Source organism: Pseudomonas sp. Hp2, assembly GCF_006386585.1.
In the GTDB taxonomy this organism is placed as follows: domain Bacteria; phylum Pseudomonadota; class Gammaproteobacteria; order Xanthomonadales; family Xanthomonadaceae; genus Pseudomonas_S; species Pseudomonas_S boreopolis.
The window spans coordinates 108,070-128,637 of sequence record NZ_VAHJ01000006.1; the positions used below are offsets into that span (position 1 = coordinate 108,070).

Consider the following 20,568-nt stretch of genomic DNA (forward strand, 5'->3'; position numbering starts at 1 on the left):
GGCCCGGCCCGGCCGCGGCGGCCGGGTCAGCGCGACACGTGCACGAGCACCGCCAGCGCGATCAAGGCGACGATGGCCACGAGCAGCAGTACGGCGTACAGGCCCAGCACCACGATCGTCACCGTGTCCAACCCGCGCTGCTGGTGCTGCGGCTGGTCGGTATAGGCCCAGCGGTCGACCACCAGGGTGTCGCAGAAGAAGTCGTGCGGGGCCTGCTTGCGCCGGGTCAGGCCGGCCATGCAGGCGGTCACCACGATACCGATGCCGCAGGTCAGCACCGTCACCAGCACGTAGGCGACGTAGCGCAGGAAACCGCGCCAGAACCCGATCCGTTCGCCATTGCCGCGCACCACCTTGATGCCCACCGCGAGCTTGCCCAGGCTGGCCTGGTGGCGCGTGGCCTGCATCCAGCCGAAGTACACCGCGGGTATCAGCAGGCCGAGCCCGTAGGCCAGTCCGCCGAACAGCAGCGTGGCGGCGTCCGGGGGCGAACCGGCCTGCCCGGCCAGCGTTCCCAGGCCCAGGCCGAGCACCAGCACCAGCGGGATCAGCAGGGCATAGGTCAGCATCGAGGTGACGAAGCCGTCGATGATGCTGGCGGCCGCGCGCCGCCAGAGCCCGGCATACACCACGTCCTCGTCCGCGGCACGGACGAGGGTGGTCGCGTCCGCCGCGGGCAGGGCTTCGGCGGACGGCAACGCGATGCCGAGTTCGGCCGCGCAGGCCGCCAGAGGTTGCCAGCCAGGCATGCCGGTGCGCCAGACCAGGCTGGTGCGGTCCAGCTCGCCGCGTTCGAAACGGGCCCGCAGTTCGTCTCCGTCCAGCGGTCCTTGCTGCTGACGCCAGGCGTCGGCGTAGTACCAGTTCGTCATGGTGCGTCCATCTGATCTGCGTCGATTCGTGCGCTTCGTTCGTGCTCGCCGATGTGGCCATGTCGCATCGGCGCGACGGCGTTCCCGTCCGCGCCGCAGCATGGCCGGGCGGGCCGGGCCGGCGGTCTTCAGCGATGCCCTGTCATCCGCGGCACTGGCTGGGCAGGTAGCGGTCGTCGATCTCCGAACTGCAGTGCCAGTTGCCGGTGCTCTCGTCGTAATCCAGCCAGATCGCCTTGCCGTCGATCTCCGCCTCGCCGGCCGCCTCGACCTGGCCTTCCATGCCGCAGTGGCCGTCGTCGAAACGACCGATCCGCAGCGCGCCCAGCGGTTTGTCGGCGTAGCTTTCCGGCGCGCCGAAGCCTTCGTCGCCGTTGACCGGGCAGCGGCCTTCGCGGGCATGGAACCCGGCGATGGCGTCCTCGTGCGCCCGCATCAGCCCCACGGCGCCGGCGGTCTTGCTGCGCAGGACGTACTGCTGGTAGGCGGGCAGGGCGATGGCCGCGAGGATGCCGAGCAGGATCATCAGGAACACCCCGGCGACCGCGGCGACGATGGCGGCGATCGCGCATCCGGACAGGCCCTTCCTGGGAGGCGGGGCGGTCGTGGAGGGTGCGGTGGCGGTCAGCTGCGCGGGCGGCGGGGGCAACGGCGGCGGCGTGTCCGCGTCCCTGGCGGGCATGGCGATGCCCAGTTCGGCGGCGGCCTCCGCCAGGGGCTGCCACTGCGCCCAGCCATCGCGCCAGACCAGCGTATCCAGCCCGATCCGCCCGGAGCGGTACAGCTCCACGATGTTTTCCGGCGGCAACGGCCCCTGCCGATGGCGATTGCCCTCGGCGTAGTACCACCCGTTCGTCATCCTTGTCCCCGCGCGAGCGAAAAAGTCCGCGTCAGTGTACGGGTTCGGGCTCGTCGACGAACATCTGGGTCTCCATCCAGGCGTAGGCGGCCTCGGCGCCTGGCTGGTTGAACAGCACCATCAGCACGACCCACTTGAGGTCGTCCAGGTCCAGCTCGTCCTGGTCGAGCGCCATCGCCCGGTCCAGTACCAGTTCGCGCTGGTCGGCGTCGAGCACGCCGTGCTGTTCCAGGAACAGCAGGAAGCCCCGGCACTCGACGTCGAGCTTGTCCAGCTCCGGCCCGTGGTAGACGCGCACCGGGCCGTCCACGTTCGGCGTGGCCACGCTCGGGCGCTGCTCGGCCAGCGCATCGAGCCAGTCGAACGCCTTGCTGATCTCGGAGGGGCTGAATCCGGCCTGGATCAGGCCATTTTGCAGGGAGTCGCGGTCGCGGACGAGATCCGCATCCTCGCTGAAGTAGTGTTCGAACAGGTACAGCAGGACATCCAGAATGCTCTCTTTCATTGCCCTCGGCCTGCGTCGCTGGGGACGCTGTGGAGGTGAAGAAACTAGGAATGACGCGCGTAACGGCCGTGTTCGACCACTACCCTCCCTTCTAGTTCCATGAGCAGCAGCATGGAGGACAGCGTGGCAGCCGTCAATCCGGTGCGCTCGACCAATGAATCCATAGGGGTGGGGTCGTGGCCCAGGGCCGTCCACAACGTGTGGTAGTCCGGGTCGGGGAAGGCCGGCGTCGCCAGCGCGGGAGTGAGGGCCCGTTCAGCTTCGTCGAGGCGGTCCTGCAGCGCCGCCGCCAGTTCGGCCGACAGGGCCGCCACGCCGTCGAGGACGTCGCCGGGCTGTTCGACCAGGGTGGCGCCGTCGCGGATCAGCCGGTGGCAGCCGCGTGCCATCGGGTTGTGGATGGAGCCGGGGATGGCGAACACCTCGCGGCCGGCCTCGCTGGCCAGGCGCGCAGTGATCAGCGCGCCGGAGCGGTGCGCGGCCTCGACCACCAGCGTGCCGAGCGCGAGCCCGGCGATGATGCGGTTGCGCGCCGGGAACTGCCCGGTGCGCGGGCCGGTGCCGGGCGGGTATTCGCTGACGATGGCGCCCTGCGCGGCGATCCGCTCGCGCAGTTCGTGGTGGTGGGCGGGATAGGCCACGTCCGGCCCGGTACCTAGCACCGCCACGGTGGTGCCGTGCATGTCCAGCGCGACGCCGTGGGCGGCTGCGTCGATGCCGGCGGCCATGCCGCTGACGATGGCGAGCCCGGCGCGGCAGATCGCGCGGCTGAAGCTGCGGGCGTGGTCGCGCCCGCCCGCGCTCGGCGAGCGGCTGCCGACCACCGCGATCGCCGGGTGCCAGAGCAGGGCCGGGTCGCCCTCGATGAACAGGGCGAGCGGCGGGTTGGCGGTCCGCCGCAGCAGGGCCGGGTAGTCGGGATCGTGCAGGCCCACGACATGCCGCCGGCCGCCGTCGCGCCAGGCGAGTATCGCGTCGATCGCGGCGTGGTCGGGCTGCCGCAGCCGTGCGACCTGCCCGGTGTCGCAGCCGGCCGCGGTCCCTGCGGAGGCGCCCTCGCGCAACGCTTGGCGAGGGTCGCCGTGGCGTTCCAGCAAGTGCCGCCGCGGCGCGAGCGGTCCTTCGGCCAGGACCAGGGCGAGCAGGGCGCGGGTGGATTCGGGGTCGTGGGGAGGCGGGATGTCCATCGCGGCAGGCTAGGCCGCGACGAAGAACGGCGCCCTAGGGCGCCGTCCGGTTCACCTGTAGGGATTCGCCCTACTGCGCATCGGGGTGCTTGAGCGCGTAGCCGACCCGGGCCGGCTTGACGCCTTCCATCACCAGCGCATAGCTGACCTTGTCGTAGGTGCGGAACACCATCGCGTGCGCGGCGTACTCGTCCGGCAGGCCCACGGTCGTCTGCTTGCCGCCGGTGTAGCCGTCGTCGGCGCGGGAGAAGTGCTTGTGCGCGATGCGGTCGCTGGCGCGGCTGCCCTGGCGCCAGATCGAGAACACGGTGCCGTTGTCGATGCCCTCGCGGCTGCCGCCGGAGATGGCGATGACGTCGCGCGGGCCGCCGGAGGTGAAGGTGTCGGCCACCGCCAGCACGCGCAGCTGCGCCTCGGCGGCCTGCGCGGAGGGCGGGTGCGGGACGAACTGCAGGTCGTACGGCTGCGCCTGGACCGCGATCAGGCGGTCGCCGGCGCGCACCTCGCGGCCGCTGTCCTGCAGCAGCAGCGTGGAGACCTCGGCATTGCCGCCGGTGATCGTGCCGACGTTGACCTGCGCCAGTTCGTAGCCGAGCGATTCGCGGCGTGAGTCCGGGGCGACGTAGTCCTTCCACAGGCTGCCGGTGCCCGGCGTGACGTCGCCGCGCGCGTCCAGGTCCTCGGCCAGGCGCGGCAGGGCGAAGCGCACGGTCGGGCGCACCACCGCGTAGCGCTGGCCCGGTTGCGCGCCGGCCAGGCCCTTGACGTAGGCGAGCTGGCCATCGCTGCCGCGCAGGCGGTTGTCCTCGAAGCCGACCACGTACGGCAGCTCCTTGAAGCTGTCGACCACGCGCAGGTTCTTCAGGAACGGCTCGACCTCGGCCAGCGGGATCGCGTCGATCGGGGCTTCCTGGCGCGGCCCCGGCTGCACGCCGACGCGGTCCAGGTAGGCCAGGCTCAGCACGTCGCCGGGATAGATCAGGTGGGGATTCTGGACCTGCGGGTTGGCCTGCCAGATCTCCGGCCACAGCCACGGCTTGCCGAGGAAACGCCCGGCGATGTCCCACAGCGTGTCGCCCTTCCTGACGACATAGGTGTCCGGGTGGTCGCCGGCCATTTCCACGGCAGCGGCGTAGGTCGCTACGGTCAGCATCGCCGCGGCGACGACCGTACGAAGTCGGTTGAACATGATTTCGGTCTGCCTGATTCCCCAACAGGTCCGCGCACTATAGTCCAGGGACCGGGGCGCCGCGCAAGCATTGGCGGTAGAATTGGAAGGCCTTGCCGGATCGTGCCGGCGTCCCTACATGGGTAATGCTATGGCCCTGCTCCCCATTCTCGAATTCCCCGATCCCCGCCTGCGCACCAAGGCCGTCCCGGTCGATGCCGCCGAGGTGGGCACGCCCGCGTTCCAGACGCTGCTGGACGACATGTTCCAGACCATGTACGAGGCGCCCGGCATCGGCCTGGCGGCCAGCCAGGTCGACGTGCACAAGCGCTTCATGGTGATCGACGTCAGCGAGGAGAAGAACAGCCCGCAGGTGTTCATCAACCCGGAGATCGTCGACAAGCAGGGCGGGCAGGTCTACCAGGAAGGCTGCCTGTCGGTGCCCGGCATCTTCGCCGACGTGACCCGCGCCGATTCGATCACCGTGCGTTTCCTCGACCGCACCGGGCAGGCGCAGGAACTGACCACCGACGGCCTGCTGGCGGTGTGCATCCAGCACGAGATGGATCACCTGGACGGCAAGCTGTTCATCGACTACCTCTCGCCGCTCAAGCGCGAGATGGTGCGCAAGAAGCTGGCCAAGGCGCGCCGGCACGTGGCCTGAAAAGCCGGGATTCGTGATTGGTGATTCGCGATCGGGCAAAGCGGTTGGCCTTGGGCTGCTCGCGCCCGCATGAAGCCGCCTTTCCGAATCACCAATCACCAATCACGAATCACAGCTCCCCATGAGAATCGTATTCGCCGGCACGCCGGGATTCGCCGTGCCCTCGCTGCGCGCCGCCGCGCAGCGCCATGAAGTCGTCGCCGTCTATACCCAGCCGGATCGCCCGGCCGGCCGCGGCCGCGGGCTGACGCCCTCGCCGGTGAAGCTGGAGGCGATCGCGCGCGGGATCCCGGTGCTGCAGCCCGAGACGCTGAAGTCGCCCGAGTCGCAGGACGCCCTGCGCAGGCTCGCGCCGGACCTGATGGTGGTGGTCGCCTACGGGTTGATCCTGCCGAAAGCGGTGCTGGCCATCCCGACCCACGGGTGCTGGAACGTGCACGCCTCGCTGCTGCCGCGCTGGCGCGGCGCGGCGCCGATCCAGCGCGCGATCGAGGCCGGCGATGCCGAGACTGGCGTGGGCCTGATGCTGATGGAGGCCGGGCTCGACACCGGCCCGGTGCTGCTGGAGCAGCGCACGCCGATCGGTGCCGACGAGACCGGCGGCCAGCTGCACGACCGCCTGGCCGAACTGGGCGCGCAGGTGTTGTCCGACGGTCTGGGCCTGCTGCGCGCCGGCATCCGCCCGGTGCCGCGGCCGCAGCCGGCCGAGGGCGTCACCTATGCGCACAAGCTCGACAAGGCCGAGGCGCGGCTGGACTGGAACCAGCCGGCGGACGTGCTGGCGCGGAAGGTGCGCGCGTTCAACCCGTGGCCGGTGGCCGAGGCGCAGCTCGCGGGCGAGCGCGTGCGCATCCATGCCGCGGTGGCGCTGGAGCGGACGGCCCCCGCGGCTCCCGGCACGGTGCTGGCCGCGTCCAAGCAAGGCATCGACGTGGCCTGCGGCGAAGGCGCGCTGCGCTTGCGCGTGCTGCAGCGCGAGGGCGGCAAGGCGATCACCGCCGCCGACTACCTCAACGCGCGCCGCGACGTGCCGGTCGCGGGTTGATGGCCGGTGCCGCCCTGCCCGCCGGCGTCGCGCCCAGGCTGATCGCCGCGCGCGTGCTGGCGGCCGTGATGACGCACGGCCGCTCGCTCAAGGCCGAGCTGGCGGCGTCGCTGCCGGGTCTGGCCGATGCGCGCGACCGCGCCCTGGCCGAGGCGATCTGCCTGGGCGCGCTGCGCCGCCATCCGGCGTATGTGGCCGCCCTGGCCGGGTGGCTGCAGCGCCCGCTGGGCCGCCGCGATGCCGACCTGCAGGCGCTGCTGATGGCGGGCTTCGCCCAGCTCGACGTACTGCAGCTGCCGCCGCACGCGGCGTTGTCGGCGACGGTCGAGGCCTGCCGCGCGCTGGGCCGCCCGCGCCAGGCCGGCATGGTCAACGCGGTCCTGCGTCGCGCGCTGCGCGAAGGCTTCCCGGACGTGCCGGCCGATGCGGCCTGGCCGGACTGGTTGCGGCGACAGGTGCGCGCCGACTGGGGCGAGCGCGCCGAGGCGGTGTTCGCCGCGAGCGCGCTGCCGGCCCCGATGTGGCTGCGGGTGAACCGCCGCCACGGCACGCCCTCGGACTACGTCGCGGCGCTGGCCGAGGCCGGCCTGTCCGGCCAGGGCTCGGCCTTGCTGCCGGATGCGGTGCTGCTCGACGCGCCGGTCGCGGTGGCGCAGTTGCCGGGCTTCGATGCCGGCCTGGCCTCGGTGCAGGACGGCTCCGCGCAGCAGGTCGCCGATGTGCTGGCGCCGGCGCCCGGCGCGCGTGTGCTCGACGCCTGCGCCGCGCCGGGCGGCAAGAGCGCGCACCTGCTCGAGCGCGACCCGGCGCTGCGCCTGGTCGCGCTCGACGTGGACGCGCGCCGGTTGCGGCGGGTCGGCGAGACGGTGTCGCGGACCTGCCCCGGCGCGCGGGTGGAGCTGAAGGCGGCCGATGCCGCCGACCTGCGCGCCTGGTGGGACGGCGTGCCGTTCGATGCGGTGCTGCTGGACGCGCCGTGCTCGGCCACCGGCATCGTGCGCCGCCAGCCCGACGTGCTGCTGCATCGCCGGCCCGGCGACGTGGACGCGCTGGTCGCGCTGCAGGCGCGGCTGCTGGACGCGCTGTGGACCACGCTGCGCCCGGGCGGGCAACTGCTCTATACCACCTGTTCGATCCTGGCCCGCGAGAACCGCGAGCAGGTCGAGGCCTTCCTGGCACGCACGCCGGACGCGGCGGTGCGCCCGTTGCCCGAACGCTTCGGCCATGCCAGCGGCGCCGGCCGGCAACGGCTGCCCGGCGAGGATGGCTGCGACGGTTTCTTCTATGCCAGTCTCGCCAGGATCGGTTGAGAATCCGCATATTTCCGGATGGACCGTCCACTATCATCTGCGCCCATGCTGAAGACACGTTCGTCCAGGGAGTTCTGGTTGCTGGCGATCACCGCGTTGCTGGTGATCGGGGCGGGATTGGGATTGCGCGATCCATGGCCGTCGGACGAGCCGCGGTTCGCGCTGGTGGCCAAGCAGATGGTGGAGAGCGGCGACTGGCTGTTCCCGCACCGCGGCCACGAGCTGTACTCGGACAAGCCGCCGATGCTGATGTGGCTGCAGGCCACGTTCTACACGCTGCTGCGCGACTGGCGGGTGGCGTTCCTGCTGCCTTCGCTGCTGGCCGCGCTCGGCACGCTGGCCTGCGTGTACGACCTCGGCCGCCGGCTGTGGACGCGCCGGGTGGGCCTGTACGCCGCCTGGGCGTTGCTGTTCACGCTGCACTTCACCTTCCAGGCCAAGAAGGCGCAGATCGACCCGTTGGTCGTGTTCTTCATCACCCTGGCCAACTATGGCCTGCTGCGGCACCTGCTGCAGGGGCCGAACTGGCGCTGGTGGGTGCTGGGCTGGTTCTCCGCCGGCCTGGGCGTGATCACCAAGGGCGTGGGCGTGATCGCGCTGCTGGTGCTGCTGCCGGCGGCGGCGGCATCGGCCATGCAGTGGCGGCGCGTGCGCCTGCACGTGCGCGACCCGCGCTTCTGGCTGGGCCCGGTGGCGTTCCTGGCCGCGATCCTGGCCTGGCTGGTGCCGGTGGTCACCGCTGCGCTGGCGACCCAGGCGCCGGAGTACCGCGCCTATCTCGACGACATCCTGTTCCGCCAGACCGCCGGGCGCTACGCCAAGTCCTGGGACCATGCGCAGCCGTGGTGGTACCACTTCGGCACGATCGCGACGATGTGGGTGCCGACGGTGCTGGCGCTGCCCTGGGCGATCCCGGCCTGGCGCCGGCGGCTGCGCCGCCGCGACGCGCGCTACCTGCTGCCGCTGGCGTGGTGGGCGATGGTGGTGCTGTTCTTCTCGATCCCCAGCGGCAAGCGCGACGTCTACATCCTGCCCGCCTTGCCGATGGTGTGCCTGGCGCTCGCGCCGCTGCTGCCGGGGTTGATGCGCAAGCGCGGATACCAGTGGCTGCTGTTCGCGTTCACCGCGTTGCTGTCGTGCGCCTTCATCGGTGGCGGCCTGGCGATGCTGCTGGGGCATCCGGGCTTCGAGCAGAAGCTGATGGACAGCCGCGGCGTGGGCTCGGACGTGACGCATACGCTGGGCTGGATCGCGGCCGCGGTCGGCACCTGGGGCGTGGCGGGCCTGCTGCTGTGGCGCGTGCGCCGCAGCGCGATCGGCGTGGCCTCGCTGCTGGCCGCGTTCTGGGTGGCCTACGGCCTGGCGATCTATCCGGTGCTCAACGACTCCAGTTCGGCGCGCGGGGTCATGCGCCTGGCCAGCGAACGGGTGCCGGCCGACGGCGAACTCGGGCTGGTGGCATGGAAGGAGCAGAACCTGCTGATGTCGCCGCGTCCGGTGGAGACGTTCGGTTTCCGGGTGCCGTGGGAGGAACAACTGCGTCGCGGCGTGGCCTGGCAGGCGCAGCGCCCGGACCGGCGCTGGCTGCTGGTGCAGGAAGCGGCCCTGCTGCATTGCGTGGATCGCGAGCGCGCGAGCCTGGTCGGCGTGGCCAACCGGCGCGGCTGGTGGCTGGTACCGGCCGGCGCGATCCGGGGGGCTTGCGAGGCCAACGCGGAAGAGCGCGAACGCGAACGCCGCGAGCAGGGCAAGATCGACCAGGAATGATGCCCATGCAGCGCGACGTCCCGGCCGGGCAGGGCATGGATCGCCGCTTAGCTGCCGTTAGTGGAAACCCCTCGAAGATCAGCCCCCTCCGTTCCCGACCGCCCCGCCGATGATGCTGTTCGAATCCCGCCCCTCCGATGCCGCGACGCTCGCCCAGGGCGGCTCGCGCGTGGCGGTCGGGGTGGCGGAATTCGGCCTGTTCGCGCTGGGGGCGACCTCGCTGGCGATGCCGGGCGGGCTGCTGCCGTTCGGCCTGTGCCTGTTGGGCTCCTCGCTGCTGGCCTTCGGGACGCTGCGCTGCGGCGCCCGCGCGATGGGGCAGCCGCTGCGCTGGATGACCTGGCTCGCCCTGGTGGTGATGGCGATGGCGCTGGTGTCGGTGGCGCTGTTCGAGCACGGCCTGCGCGACGTGGACAACCGTTCGCGCTTCATCGTGCTGCCATGGGCGGCGATCTGGGCCTACAGCCTGCGCCCGCGCCTGGTGTGGCTGTGGTGGGGGGCGCTGGCCGGCATCGCCGGCGCGCTGGCGCTCGCGCTGTGGCAGGTGCTGGACGGCGCGCCGCGCGCGGAAGGCTGGACCAACGCGATCGTGTTCGCGGACGTGGTGCTGGTGCTGATGATGCTGGCGGTGTTCTGCCGCCCGCATGGGCGCTGGCCGCTGCTGGTGCTGGCGCTGCTGGCCGGCTGCGTGACCATCGTGCTCAGCGGCAGCCGCGGCGTCTGGCTGGGCCTGCTGTGCCTGCTGGTCGTGGTGGCCTGGAACGCACGCTGGCGCAATGGCCGCAGCCGCCTGCTGGTGCTGAGCGGTGCCGCGGTGCTGGCGGCCACGCTGGTGCTGACCGTGCCCGGCCTGAGCCGGCAGATGCGCCTGGTCGAACTGCAGTCCGACGTGCAGCGGATGGAGCATGGCGACGTGGATTCCTCGGCCGGCGCGCGCCTGGAGCTGTGGCACGTGGCCTACGAGGAATTCCTGGCGCATCCGCTGACCGGGATCGGGATCGGGCATTTCGACGATGCGATGAGGGCGCAGCCGGCATGCCGTGCCGATCCCGGGCTGGAGTACTGCAACCTCGGCCACGCCCACAACGACCTGGCCGAGTGGAGCGCCACCCAGGGCGTGCCCGGCCTGCTGCTGCTGGTCGGCGTGTACGGCCTGCCGCTGTTGCTCCTGCTGCGGCTGCACCGGGCCCGCGGGCCGTCGCCGCGGTTCCGCGGCGCCGCCGCGGCCGGGGCCATGGTGGTGATCGGCTACGTGCTGTGCGGCATGACCCAGTCGATGTTCGCGCACCATCTCACCGCCGGGCTGTACGTCTCGCTGGTGGGCCTCCTGGCCGGCCTGGCGCTGCGCGAGGTGCACGACCGCCGGGCCGCGGCGCGGGCGCCGAACCTATAATGCGCCAAGGGCCTGTTAACGCTATTGAGACAGGTCACGCCGCGCCTGGACGCGTGCGGGGCAAGGAAGGACGAGGAAGCTTATGTCGATAAGAGACCGAGTGATGACGCGGCACCATGCGTGCCCAGGCGCGGCCCTTCGGGTTGCCGTGCCCGGCGCCCAGGCGGCCGCGCGCGGCTTGAGCAGGCGGCCAGCCTGCCGCGGCGCCATGCACGACCGCCTGGGCGCCGGGCACGGCAACGTGACCTGCCCCAATAGCGTTAACAGGCCCTAGGCCGCGGCGCGGCGCGGCGCGACGGATTCCCAGCATGCACGAAGGCACCGGCATCGAGGGCGAGCGGCTTCCGCTCAGCCTGGTGGTGATGACCTACAACGAGGCCGACAACATCGCCCGTTGCCTGGACAGCGTGCCGTTCGCCGCCGAGAAGCTGGTGGTGGACTGCGGCAGCAGCGACGACACCGTGGCGATCGCGCGGGCGCATGGCGCGCGCGTGGTCGTGCAGCCGTGGCTCGGCTTCGGCCCGCAGCGCAACTTCGGCTCGGCGCAGGCCGCGCACGATTGGATCCTGGTGCTGGATGCCGACGAGTTCCTGTCCGAAGCGGGCGTGCGCGAATGCCGCCAGCGGCTGCCGGCGATCCTCGCCGGCGACGCCGCGGCGGTGTGGATGCGCCGCAGCACCTGGTACATGGGCGCGCCGATGCGCTGGTACCGGCCGATGGTCGGCGAGCGGCTGGCGCGGATCTACCATCGCGGCCGCGCGCGCTGGAGCGAGGCGCGCGTGCACGAATCGCTGCAGATGCAGGGCCGAGGCGAGGAACTGCGCGTGCCGTTCAACCACCTGCACAACCCGACCCTGGTGCACAAGGACCTGAAGGTGCTGCGCTACGCCGAGCTGAAGGCGCTGGACTGGCGCGACAAGGGCAAGCCGGTGCGGATGTGGCAGTGCCCGTTCGTGTTCGCCGCCGCCTTCTTCAAGGACTACGTCGTCCGCCTGGGCATGCTCGACGGCTGGCGCGGCTACGTGGTGGCGCAGACCGCGGCCAGCTATGCGGTCTACAAGCGCATGCGCTACTACGAGATGCGCCGCAACCCCGAGTCGGTCAAACTCGCCGCCGCGCAGTTGCGCAAGCACGATCTGGAACGTTGACGATGCAGCGCGGCGTGGATTGTTCCCAAGGTGCGAAGCCATTCGGGCGGCGGCGTGACGCAGTATCGGCACGCCCCGGACGGCTTCCCGGCGGATTGGTCGCCCGGCACCGCGCGCTTGCCCCGGTTGCCTGCCCAGGCCGCACCATGCAGCACCGGCCCGGTGCCGTCGACGACCAACGCATTTCGTGAGAAAGCCCATGCCAAGTCCCAAGCACTACCTTCTCTACGGCTCGGAGCGCTACGCGCTGGCGATCCTGCGCCCGATCCAGGCGGCGATCCGCGCGCGCGGCGACGAGGCGGCCTGGTTCTTCGACGGCCCGGGCGCGGAGGACCTCGCGCCCGACGAGACGCTGCTGACGGTGCGCCAGGTGCGCGAGTGGAAGCCGTATGCGGTGATCACCTCCAGCAACGCGGTGCCGCACTTCTTCCCGGGCGTGAAGGTCGAGACCTTCCATGGCTTCGATGCCGGCAAGCCTCGCCACATCTACATCCGCGGTTTCTTCGACCTGTACTGCACCACCGGTCCGCGCGACACGGCCGCGTTCGGCGCGCTGGCGCGCGAGCTGGGGCACTTCGCGGTCAGGGAAACCGGCTTCCCCAAGATCGATCCGTTCATGAGCCGGCTCGGCGACGCGCCCGAGCCGGTGCGGCAGCCGCCGGTGATCCTGTACCACTCCACGTTCTCGCCGTCGTGGAGCGCGGCGGGGATCCTGTACGACGAGGTCAAGCGGCTGTCGCGCACCGGCGAGTTCCGCTGGATCGTGACCTTCCACCCGAAGATGGACCCGGAGATGGTCGCCCGGTACAAGGCGCTGCAGAACGAGTACCTGACCTTCGCCGAGAACGACAACATCCTCGACCTGTTCCCGCAGGTGGACATGATGTGCTCGGACACGTCGTCGGCGCTCAACGAGTTCCTGCTGACCTACAAGCCGGTGGTGACGTTCAAGAACCGCCGGCCGGGACCGCAGTTGATCGACATCGACGATCCGGCGCAGTTCGAGCCGGCGATCCGGCGCGCGCTGGGGCGGCCGCCGGAACTGATGGCGGCGATCCGCGAGTTCGCCGACCAGTTGCATCCGTACCGCGACGGGCGTTCGAGCGAGCGCGTGCTGGAGGCGATCGACGAGTTCGTCGCGGCGGGCGGCCGCAATCCGAAGCCGAAGCCGGCCAATCTCTGGCGCAAGCTCAAGATCCGCAAGCGGATCGGGTATTGGGGGCGAGCGGGGTACTAGCGGGGCGTTTTCGCTGCCGTTGTGTGGTTTGGGCGTGGGAATCGGAGTCTGTGATTCCTTTGCGCAGTCCCTGCCGCCGTTGTCCCCGCGAAGGAAGGGGGGCCCTTCTCCCGCCGGGACATCAGCCCCCTTTTGGGGGGAAGGTGCCCCGAAGGGGCGGATGAGGGTACGGGCGAAGCCTCACGATCCTTACTACCGTCGTTCCCGCGAAGGTGGGGACCTAGCGTCTTTGCCTTTCACGCTATCGGTCTGTTCTCCGCCATCTATCTACCGTCATCCCCGCGAAGGCGGGAATCCAGGGACGTTGCTTTGGACGCCTTTTTCCGGCGAGCCCATGCACGTCGCCCTTCGGGTTTTTCCCGCCGTCTCCGCCGCTACGGAGGGGCCCGCGCCGCAGTGACATTCATGGGCCGTGGAGGTTGGCGCGCCGCCGCGCGAGGAGGCGTTACCCAATCCAAAGCAAAAGCACGAGCAACAGCAACAGCAACAGCAACAGCCGCTGTCACCACTCCAGCCGGTGTCGTGCGAGGCTGGTGCCCAGGCGTGCGTACAGTGCCTGCGCTTCCGCCAGGGGGATGAAGCGCAGGCGCAGCGGTGGCACGTTGCCGGTGGCGCCGGCGGTGTCCAGCCATAGCGTGGCGGTGCCGGTCAGGCGGTCGAGCGGGGAGCGCACCAGCCGCAGGGCCTGCAGCTTGCCGACCTCGGCGAAGCGCCACCAGCGGGTCCACCAGCCGCCACGTACCGCGACATAGCGCTCGTCCAGCGCATAACCCATGCGCCGGACCTGGTGCCAGGCGCGGAACATCGACCACGGCCACCACGCCAGCACCAGCAGCGACCACGCGCCGAAGCGCAGGAACAGCACGGCGGCCAGCGGCAGCAGCCATAGCGAGGGCAGGCTCAGCCGCCACCAGCAGCGCGTCGCCACGGGGTGCCAGGACGGCGGTGGCCAGTGCGCGCCCGGCAACAGGCGGTGCACGAGCGCGTCGCAGGCCTGCGGCGTGGCGATCGGGGCGAGTTCCTTCAGCGCGCGGCCCTCTTCGCCCTGGCTTTCCGATACGGCCGTGTCCACGCGCAGCTGGCGTCGCCCGAACAGGCGGTGCAGCACGCCTTCCCGCAACGTCCAGGCCTGGATGCGGCGGCGGGCGACGCTGGTGCGCAGTCGCGTCAGCAGGCCGCGCTCCACGGTGAGGCGCCGCTCCGATTCGCTCAGCCGGAAGCCGTGGTACTGCAGCAACGCCAGCATCACCGACAGCAGCCGCATCAGCGCGAGCACGACGACCAGCGCGAACGCGGCGAAGAGCGCGGTGGCCTCCACGCCGGGATGCAGTTGTTCGACGTAGCGGTAGGCCTGTTCGCCATGGTGCTCGACGAAGTCCGAGATCTGCCGTTCCGGGAACATCTGGTAAAGCACGCCGAACGCGGCGGCCACCACCACCATGCCGCGGTTGGAGATCAGGCCCAGCCGCACGATCTCGCCCGGGGACAGCGCCAGCAGTTCCTCGCCCGGCGCCTGCCCTCCTTCCGCGGGCACGGCCTGGCCGCGATGGCGGACCAGCTGCTCCAGCGCGAGCGCCTGGTCCAGGCGCAGCACCCGCATTTCCGCCTCGGGCTTGTCGCCGCCCGCCGATTCCAGCCGCACCTCGGCCACGCCGAACAGGCGGTGCAGCGCGGACTGGTGCACCCCCACGTTGTGGATGCGCGCGAACGGGATGTCGCGCCGGCTGCGGTGCAGCCAGCCGCTGCGGATCGCGATGCCGTCGGCGTCGATGCGGTAGCGATAGGTCAGGTAGCGCAGCACCGATACCGCGACCAGCCCGAGGATCGCGGCCAGGGTGACGAGCGGGGAGATCCATTCGTAGCGTTCGCCGCGGCCGCCGAACACCACCAGCGCGACGATCGGCACGAGGAATTGCTTCAGCTGCTGCAGCAGCACGAACAGCCACGACAGCGGGTGCAGCCGCTGTTCGGGGGCGGCGTCGGGGGAAAGGGCGCTCACAGCGCGTCGTCGTCCTGGTCGAGCTGGCGCGCCAGGCGGTCGCGCAGGCGTTCGGCGTCGTGCTGGTCGAGCCCGGCGATGGCGACGGTATTGAGCCGCGTGCCGGCGGTGTGCACCACCAGCGTGGTCAGCCCGGCGATCCGTTCGAGCGGCCCGCGGCGCAGGTCGAGGTGCTGCACGCGCGTGATCGGCACGCGCGTCTCGGTCTGCCACCAGCGTCCGCGCCGCAGCGCCAGCCCGTCCGCATCCAGGCGCCAGCGCGTCAGTCGCTGGCGCTTGCCGGACAGCCAACCGCCCATGCCCGCGCCGGCCAGCGCGAGCACGGGGATCAGCCACCACAGGCGCGGCGCGAGCGAAAGCAGGAGCGCGGTCGAGGCGATGGCCGCGAACGCGCCGGCCGACAGCGCGCCGGCGGCGGCGGCGAGGCGCACGCTCTGCGTCGGCAGCGCATGCCAGCCCGCATCGCCATCGGGCAGCGGCGGAGGAACGGGAAGGGCCGGATCGGACGTCGGATGCACGTGGCGCCGCAGGTTCGCGAAGGTGCGCACAGCATAACGTCGGCGCGCGAAGGCACGCGTGCCCGACGCGGCGGCGGACCGGCTACTGCGAGGCGAGGATCAGCGCGTCGACGTCGAGCGCATGGCCGGCGCGGGCGGCCTTGGTGCGCAGGTACTGCTCGTTTTCCTGGGTGATCTCGCCGGTGACGGGGACGCGCTCGGTGACCTCGATGCCGGCGGCGCGCAGGCGCTCCACCTTCGAGGGATTGTTGGTCAGCAGGCGGATGCGCGCGATGCCCAGGCCGCGCAGCATGGCCACCGCGCTGCCGTAGCGGCGTTCGTCGGGGCCGAAACCCAGCTGGGCATCGGCATCGATGGTGTCGAGCCCGGCGTGCTGGTAGCCGTAGGCGCGCATCTTCGCGGCGATGCCGGTGCCGCGCCCCTCCTGGTCCAGGTACAGCAGCACGCCGCCGCCGAGTTCCTTGAGCTTGGCCAGGCCGTTCCGCAACTGGTCGCCGCAATCGCACTTGAGCGAGCCGAACAGGTCGCCGGTCAGGCACGAGGAGTGCACGCGCACCGGCACCGGTTGCGACAGGTCGGGCTGCCCGACCACGATCGCCACCTGGTCGCGCTGGGCCACGCCGCCGCGGAACACCACGAACTCGCTCGTGCCGATGTCGCGCAGCGGCACCGGCGTGCGGATGACCAGTTCGTACGTGCTGGCGGCCGCCTTGGCGCAGCCTTCGTCGAGGTCGGCGAGGGCGAGCTGCTGGCAGCCGGCGAAGGCGCCATCGTCGGCGGCGATCTCCACCGCCAGCATCGCCGGCAGCAGCAAGCCCAGGCGCGCGGCCTCGGCGGCGCCGGCGTCGAGCGCGTCCCCCGGATGCCATTGCGGCGGCACCTGGGCGTCGCGCAGGTAGGCCAGCGACGCGAGCCGGTCGTAGGAGACGCCCGCCAGGCCGATGCGGGCGCCCTGCGGCGCGGCCAGGCCGAGGACGCCGGCACGGGTCGGGGTCAGGTACAGGTAGTGGCGTTGCCCGGCGGCCTGCGCGAAGGCCTGGTAGCTGCGCTCGGTGCTGCTGTCCAGCGCCAGCACCGCGCGCGCCTGGCCGGCGTGGGTGACGATCACCGGGCGGCCGGCGCGCAGTTCCGAGGCGGCGCGTTCGGCGCGGATCGCCGCCGGGTCGCCGAAGGCGGCGGGATGGGACGAAGGGGAGGGGGAAGTCGTCATCGGGATTCCTGATGAGGGCGCCGGAGGCCGGTCTCAATCGTGATCGGTATCAGCCTGCCGTGACACTGCGTCGCGCGCATGACCGCAATCGCCGGGCCGCCGGTCAGTGCGGGTGCCGTTCGGTGGCATAAGGGTTGGGCTCGCCGCTGCCCGGCGGGCGCAGCGTGTAGCGCTTGTAGGTCCACTGGTACTGGGCCGGGTCGCGCCGGGCGATGTGCTCGATCCCGGCATTGAGCGCGGTCGCGGCCACGACCGGGTCCGGGTCCGCCAGCAGCGGCGAGGCCGGCTCCACGTGCAGGGCGAACTCCAGTTCCGGGCTGGTGCGTTGGCACCACGCGTAGAGAACGGCGGCCCCGGTGCGCTCGGCCAGCCGGTTGACCAGGGTCATCGTCAGCGCGGGCACGCCGAAGAACGGCGCGAACACCCCGTCGCCCACCTTGGGTTGCTGGTCCGGCAGGATGCCGACCGCGCCGCCGGCCTTGAGCACCTTGAACAGCTGCCGCACCGCCGGCCCTTCCGCCCGCACCTGGGTGACGTTGTCGGCGCCGCGCACGATCTGCAGGAAGCCGTCCCAGGCCGGCGATTCGGGCGGGCGGTACACGATCGCGATCGGTCCGCGCTCGGCCAGCCACTGGTTCAGCAGTTCCCAGTTGCCGAAGTGCGGGGCGGCGACGATCACGCCCTTGCCGGCCGCCAGCGCGGCGTCGTACAGGTCCTGGTTGTGGCGGCTCAGCCGCGCCAGGTTGTCCTTGGCCGGCCAGGTCCAGGTCCGCAGCATTTCCAGCGCCTGGCGGGCGGTCGAATAGAGGATGTCGCGGTGCAGGGCCTCGCGCTGGCCGGGGGGCAGCTCGGGGTAGGCCAGTTCGAGGTTGCGGCGCACGACGCGGCTCTCGCGCGTATTCAGCGTGAGCCAGGTCCAGGCCAGCAGGTCGGACAGGCGCTTGAGCCACGACCAGGGCAGGTGGGCCAGCAACGAGACGCCCCGGTACAGCCACCGGGCACTGAATTCGGCTTTCATCCGCGAATTCTAAACAGGGCCCCGGCGCGGGCGTGACAGTCGCCGCTCGCATCGGCATGCTGCCGGCCCGGAATGCACAGGAGCCAGGCCGTGCTTGCCCTCATCCAACGCGTGTCGCAGGCCTCGGTGGAGGTGGATGGGCACATCGTCGGCCAGATCGGGCCGGGGTTGCTGGCCCTGGTCGGCGTCGAGCCCGGCGACGATCCGGCCCGCATCCGCAGGCTGGCCGAGCGGATGCTGGGCTACCGGGTGTTCGCCGACGACGCGGGCAGGATGAACCGCTCGCTGGCCGACACCGGGGGCGGCTTGCTGCTGGTCAGCCAGTTCACCCTGGCCGCGGATACTTCCTCCGGCATGCGCCCGGGCTTCAGCACCGCCGCCCCGCCGGCCGAGGCTGAACGCGCGTTCAATGAATTGGTGGCGATCTGCCGCGAAAAACACGCCGGCAGGGTGGAAACCGGACGCTTCGGTGCCCATATGGTCGTCAGCCTGGTCAACGATGGCCCGGTGACCTTCCTGCTGCGGCCCTGAAACGCCGCAAGGGGGATGGCCCAGTCGCCCTGCATTCCGGCGCACGGCGGCGGGGACGGTTTGTTGATGAACTATTCTCCGCCTGGCGCGGTATAATGCTAGGTTCTCCTTATTTCTTCCCAGCCGGTGGCGCGATCACTCATGGCGAACGAACGTCCTGCCCAGCAATCCGATATCAAGCAACTGATCAGCAAGGGCCTGGAACAGGGCTACCTGACCTACGCCGAAGTCAACGATCACCTGCCCGACGACCTGGTCGACCCGGAGCAGATCGAGGACATCATCGGCATGATCAACGGCATGGGCATCGATGTCCATGAAGTTGCGCCCGATGCCGAAACCCTGCTGTTGAACGACGGCAACACCGGCGGCCGCGAGGTCGACGACACCGCGGCCGAAGAAGCCGCGGCCGCGCTGAGCGCGCTCGACACCGAGGGTGGCCGCACCACCGACCCGGTGCGCATGTACATGCGCGAGATGGGCACGGTCGAGCTGCTGACCCGCGAGGGCGAGATCGCCATCGCCAAGCGCATCGAGGAGGGCCTGAGCCAGGTCCAGGCCGCGCTCGGCACCTTCCCGCTGTCGATCGAGATGCTCCTGAACGACTACGAGGAGCACAAGGAAGGCCGCAAGCGCCTGGCCGAGGTCATCGTCGGCTTCAACGACCTGATCGAGGAGGCCGATGCCGCCGCGGCGGCCGCCGCCGAACTGGCCGAGGACACCTCGGCCGACGCCGACAGCGATGACGACGAGGACGAGGACGACGTCGGCGGCGGCGACGAGGATGCCGCGCCGACCGGTCCGGACCCGGCCGAGGTCGCCGTCCGCATGGAGGCGCTGGGCACCGAGTACGCCAAGTTCAAGAAGGCCTATGCCAAGCACGGCCCGGAGCACAAGTCCGTGGCCAAGGCGCGCGAGGACGTGGCCGCGATCTTCGTCACCCTCAAGCTGCCGCTCAACCTGACCGACACCCTGGTCAACCAGCTGCGCGGCCAGGTCAACGCGATCAAGGACCACGAGCGCAAGGTGCTGCACCTGGCGACCAACGTCGCCAAGATGCCGCGCAAGGACTTCATCCGTTCCTGGGAAGGCAACCAGACCAACCTGGAGTGGGTGGACGACGCGCTCAAGCGCAAGCAGAAGTGGTCCTCGGCGCTGCGCGAGGTCAAGGACCAGATCATCGCCGAGCAGCAGGCCTCGATCGAGCTGGAGAAGGCCAACTACCTGACCCTGGCCGAGATCAAGGAGATCAGCCGCGCGATGGCCTACGGCGAGGCCAAGGCGCGCAAGGCCAAGAAGGAAATGGTCGAGGCCAACCTGCGCCTGGTGATCTCCATCGCCAAGAAGTACACCAACCGCGGCCTGCAGTTCCTCGACCTGATCCAGGAAGGCAACATCGGCCTGATGAAGGCCGTGGACAAGTTCGAGTACCGCCGCGGCTACAAGTTCTCGACCTATGCCACCTGGTGGATCCGCCAGGCGATCACCCGCTCGATCGCCGACCAGGCGCGCACCATCCGCATCCCGGTGCACATGATCGAGACGATCAACAAGCTCAACCGCATTTCCCGCCAGATGCTCCAGCAGTTCGGCCGCGAGGCCACCCCGGAGGAGCTGGCCAAGGAAATGGACATGCCCGAGGACAAGATCCGCAAGGTGATGAAGATCGCCAAGGAGCCGATCTCGATGGAGACCCCGATCGGCGACGACGAGGACTCGCACCTGGGCGACTTCATCGAGGACACCAACGTGGAGTCCCCGATCGACACGACCACCAACATCAACCTGCAGGAAACCGTGCGCGAAGTGCTGGCCGGCCTGACCCCGCGGGAAGCCAAGGTGCTGCGCATGCGCTTCGGCATCGACATGAACACCGACCACACGCTGGAAGAGGTCGGCAAGCAGTTCGACGTCACCCGCGAGCGCATCCGCCAGATAGAGGCCAAGGCGCTGCGCAAGCTGCGTCACCCGAGCCGCTCGGAGCAGCTGCGCAGTTTCCTCGACATCGATTGATTCTGCTTTTCGCTTTCTGATCGACATTGCGGCCGCGTATGCGGCCGCAGTGCTGTCAGGGGCCGGCTGCTTCCTTTAGCAATTCCTGCTTGCGGCGTAAGCCTCGTGCGCTCTGCGCTACGTA

The 20,568-nt window shown here is 70.6% G+C and carries 18 protein-coding genes; 9 read left to right on the forward strand and 9 right to left on the reverse strand.

Annotated features, from left to right (window positions below; genetic code table 11):
• Positions 1-26: 26 nt before the first annotated feature.
• The 5 genes from FD678_RS16820 to FD678_RS16840 form a co-directional block, all read right to left on the reverse strand.
• A complete protein-coding gene (locus FD678_RS16820) occupies positions 27-872 on the reverse strand; it encodes an RDD family protein (protein WP_140726499.1) in 846 nt (281 codons plus the stop codon).
• Between the two features lie 142 nt (positions 873-1,014).
• Positions 1,015-1,731 (reverse strand): pilin, encoded by a 717-nt coding sequence (locus FD678_RS16825; RefSeq protein WP_140726502.1) that lies wholly within the window; start codon positions 1,729-1,731, stop codon positions 1,015-1,017.
• 31 nt (positions 1,732-1,762) lie between these two features.
• On the reverse strand, positions 1,763-2,236 hold the full coding sequence (locus tag FD678_RS16830) for a DUF494 family protein (protein WP_140726505.1): 474 nt from the start codon (positions 2,234-2,236) through the stop codon (positions 1,763-1,765).
• A gap of 44 nt (positions 2,237-2,280) precedes the next feature.
• On the reverse strand, positions 2,281-3,423 hold the full coding sequence (gene dprA / locus FD678_RS16835) for a DNA-processing protein DprA (protein ID WP_140726508.1): 1,143 nt from the start codon (positions 3,421-3,423) through the stop codon (positions 2,281-2,283).
• Positions 3,424-3,493: 70 nt separating this feature from the next.
• Positions 3,494-4,612 carry a LysM peptidoglycan-binding domain-containing protein gene (locus tag FD678_RS16840; RefSeq protein ID WP_140726511.1) on the reverse strand — a complete coding sequence of 373 codons (1,119 nt, stop codon included), beginning with the start codon at positions 4,610-4,612 and terminating at the stop codon, positions 3,494-3,496.
• 130 nt (positions 4,613-4,742) lie between these two features.
• On the opposite strand from FD678_RS16840, the gene def reads away from it, so the two are divergent.
• From def to FD678_RS16875, 7 genes are all read left to right on the forward strand, one after another.
• Entirely contained in the window at positions 4,743-5,255 is a 513-nt protein-coding gene (def, locus tag FD678_RS16845) for a peptide deformylase (RefSeq protein WP_140726514.1), read from the forward strand.
• A gap of 121 nt (positions 5,256-5,376) precedes the next feature.
• On the forward strand, positions 5,377-6,300 hold the full coding sequence (gene fmt / locus FD678_RS16850) for a methionyl-tRNA formyltransferase (RefSeq protein WP_140726517.1): 924 nt from the start codon (positions 5,377-5,379) through the stop codon (positions 6,298-6,300).
• Positions 6,300-7,610: a 16S rRNA (cytosine(967)-C(5))-methyltransferase RsmB gene (gene rsmB / locus FD678_RS16855; RefSeq protein WP_140726520.1), complete on the forward strand. Its 1,311-nt coding sequence runs from the start codon at positions 6,300-6,302 to the stop codon at positions 7,608-7,610. The genes fmt and rsmB overlap by 1 nt, the downstream gene beginning before the upstream one ends.
• Positions 7,611-7,655: 45 nt before the next feature.
• On the forward strand, positions 7,656-9,377 hold the full coding sequence (locus FD678_RS16860; protein WP_140726524.1) for an ArnT family glycosyltransferase: 1,722 nt from the start codon (positions 7,656-7,658) through the stop codon (positions 9,375-9,377).
• Between the two features lie 112 nt (positions 9,378-9,489).
• A complete protein-coding gene (locus FD678_RS16865; protein ID WP_140726910.1) occupies positions 9,490-10,770 on the forward strand; it encodes an O-antigen ligase family protein in 1,281 nt (426 codons plus the stop codon).
• Positions 10,771-11,078: 308 nt separating this feature from the next.
• Positions 11,079-11,918: a glycosyltransferase family 2 protein gene (locus FD678_RS16870; protein WP_140726527.1), complete on the forward strand. Its 840-nt coding sequence runs from the start codon at positions 11,079-11,081 to the stop codon at positions 11,916-11,918.
• A 199-nt stretch (positions 11,919-12,117) separates the two neighbouring features.
• Positions 12,118-13,155, forward strand: coding sequence for a CDP-glycerol glycerophosphotransferase family protein (locus FD678_RS16875; RefSeq protein ID WP_140726530.1), 1,038 nt, complete (start codon positions 12,118-12,120; stop codon positions 13,153-13,155).
• Positions 13,156-13,657: 502 nt separating this feature from the next.
• Here the strand turns inward: FD678_RS16875 and FD678_RS16880 are convergent.
• The 4 genes from FD678_RS16880 to FD678_RS16895 form a co-directional block, all read right to left on the reverse strand.
• Complete coding sequence (locus tag FD678_RS16880) at positions 13,658-15,154, reverse strand: PH domain-containing protein (RefSeq protein ID WP_140726533.1); 1,497 nt, start codon at positions 15,152-15,154, stop codon at positions 13,658-13,660.
• The gene (locus FD678_RS20290) at positions 15,151-15,702 is read right to left on the reverse strand and encodes a PH domain-containing protein (RefSeq protein WP_218569804.1); all 552 of its coding nucleotides are present in this window, start codon (positions 15,700-15,702) and stop codon (positions 15,151-15,153) included. The genes FD678_RS16880 and FD678_RS20290 overlap by 4 nt, the downstream gene beginning before the upstream one ends.
• Before the next feature lie 52 nt (positions 15,703-15,754).
• Complete coding sequence (gene ribA, locus FD678_RS16890; RefSeq protein WP_140726536.1) at positions 15,755-16,882, reverse strand: GTP cyclohydrolase II RibA; 1,128 nt, start codon at positions 16,880-16,882, stop codon at positions 15,755-15,757.
• 103 nt (positions 16,883-16,985) lie between these two features.
• Positions 16,986-17,900 carry a lauroyl acyltransferase gene (locus FD678_RS16895; RefSeq protein ID WP_140726539.1) on the reverse strand — a complete coding sequence of 305 codons (915 nt, stop codon included), beginning with the start codon at positions 17,898-17,900 and terminating at the stop codon, positions 16,986-16,988.
• Positions 17,901-17,990: 90 nt separating this feature from the next.
• On the opposite strand from FD678_RS16895, the gene dtd reads away from it, so the two are divergent.
• Entirely contained in the window at positions 17,991-18,431 is a 441-nt protein-coding gene (gene dtd / locus FD678_RS16900; protein WP_140726542.1) for a D-aminoacyl-tRNA deacylase, read from the forward strand.
• A 141-nt stretch (positions 18,432-18,572) separates the two neighbouring features.
• Positions 18,573-20,444 (forward strand): RNA polymerase sigma factor RpoD, encoded by a 1,872-nt coding sequence (gene rpoD, locus FD678_RS16905; protein WP_140726545.1) that lies wholly within the window; start codon positions 18,573-18,575, stop codon positions 20,442-20,444.
• The last annotated feature ends 124 nt before the right edge of the window (positions 20,445-20,568 follow it).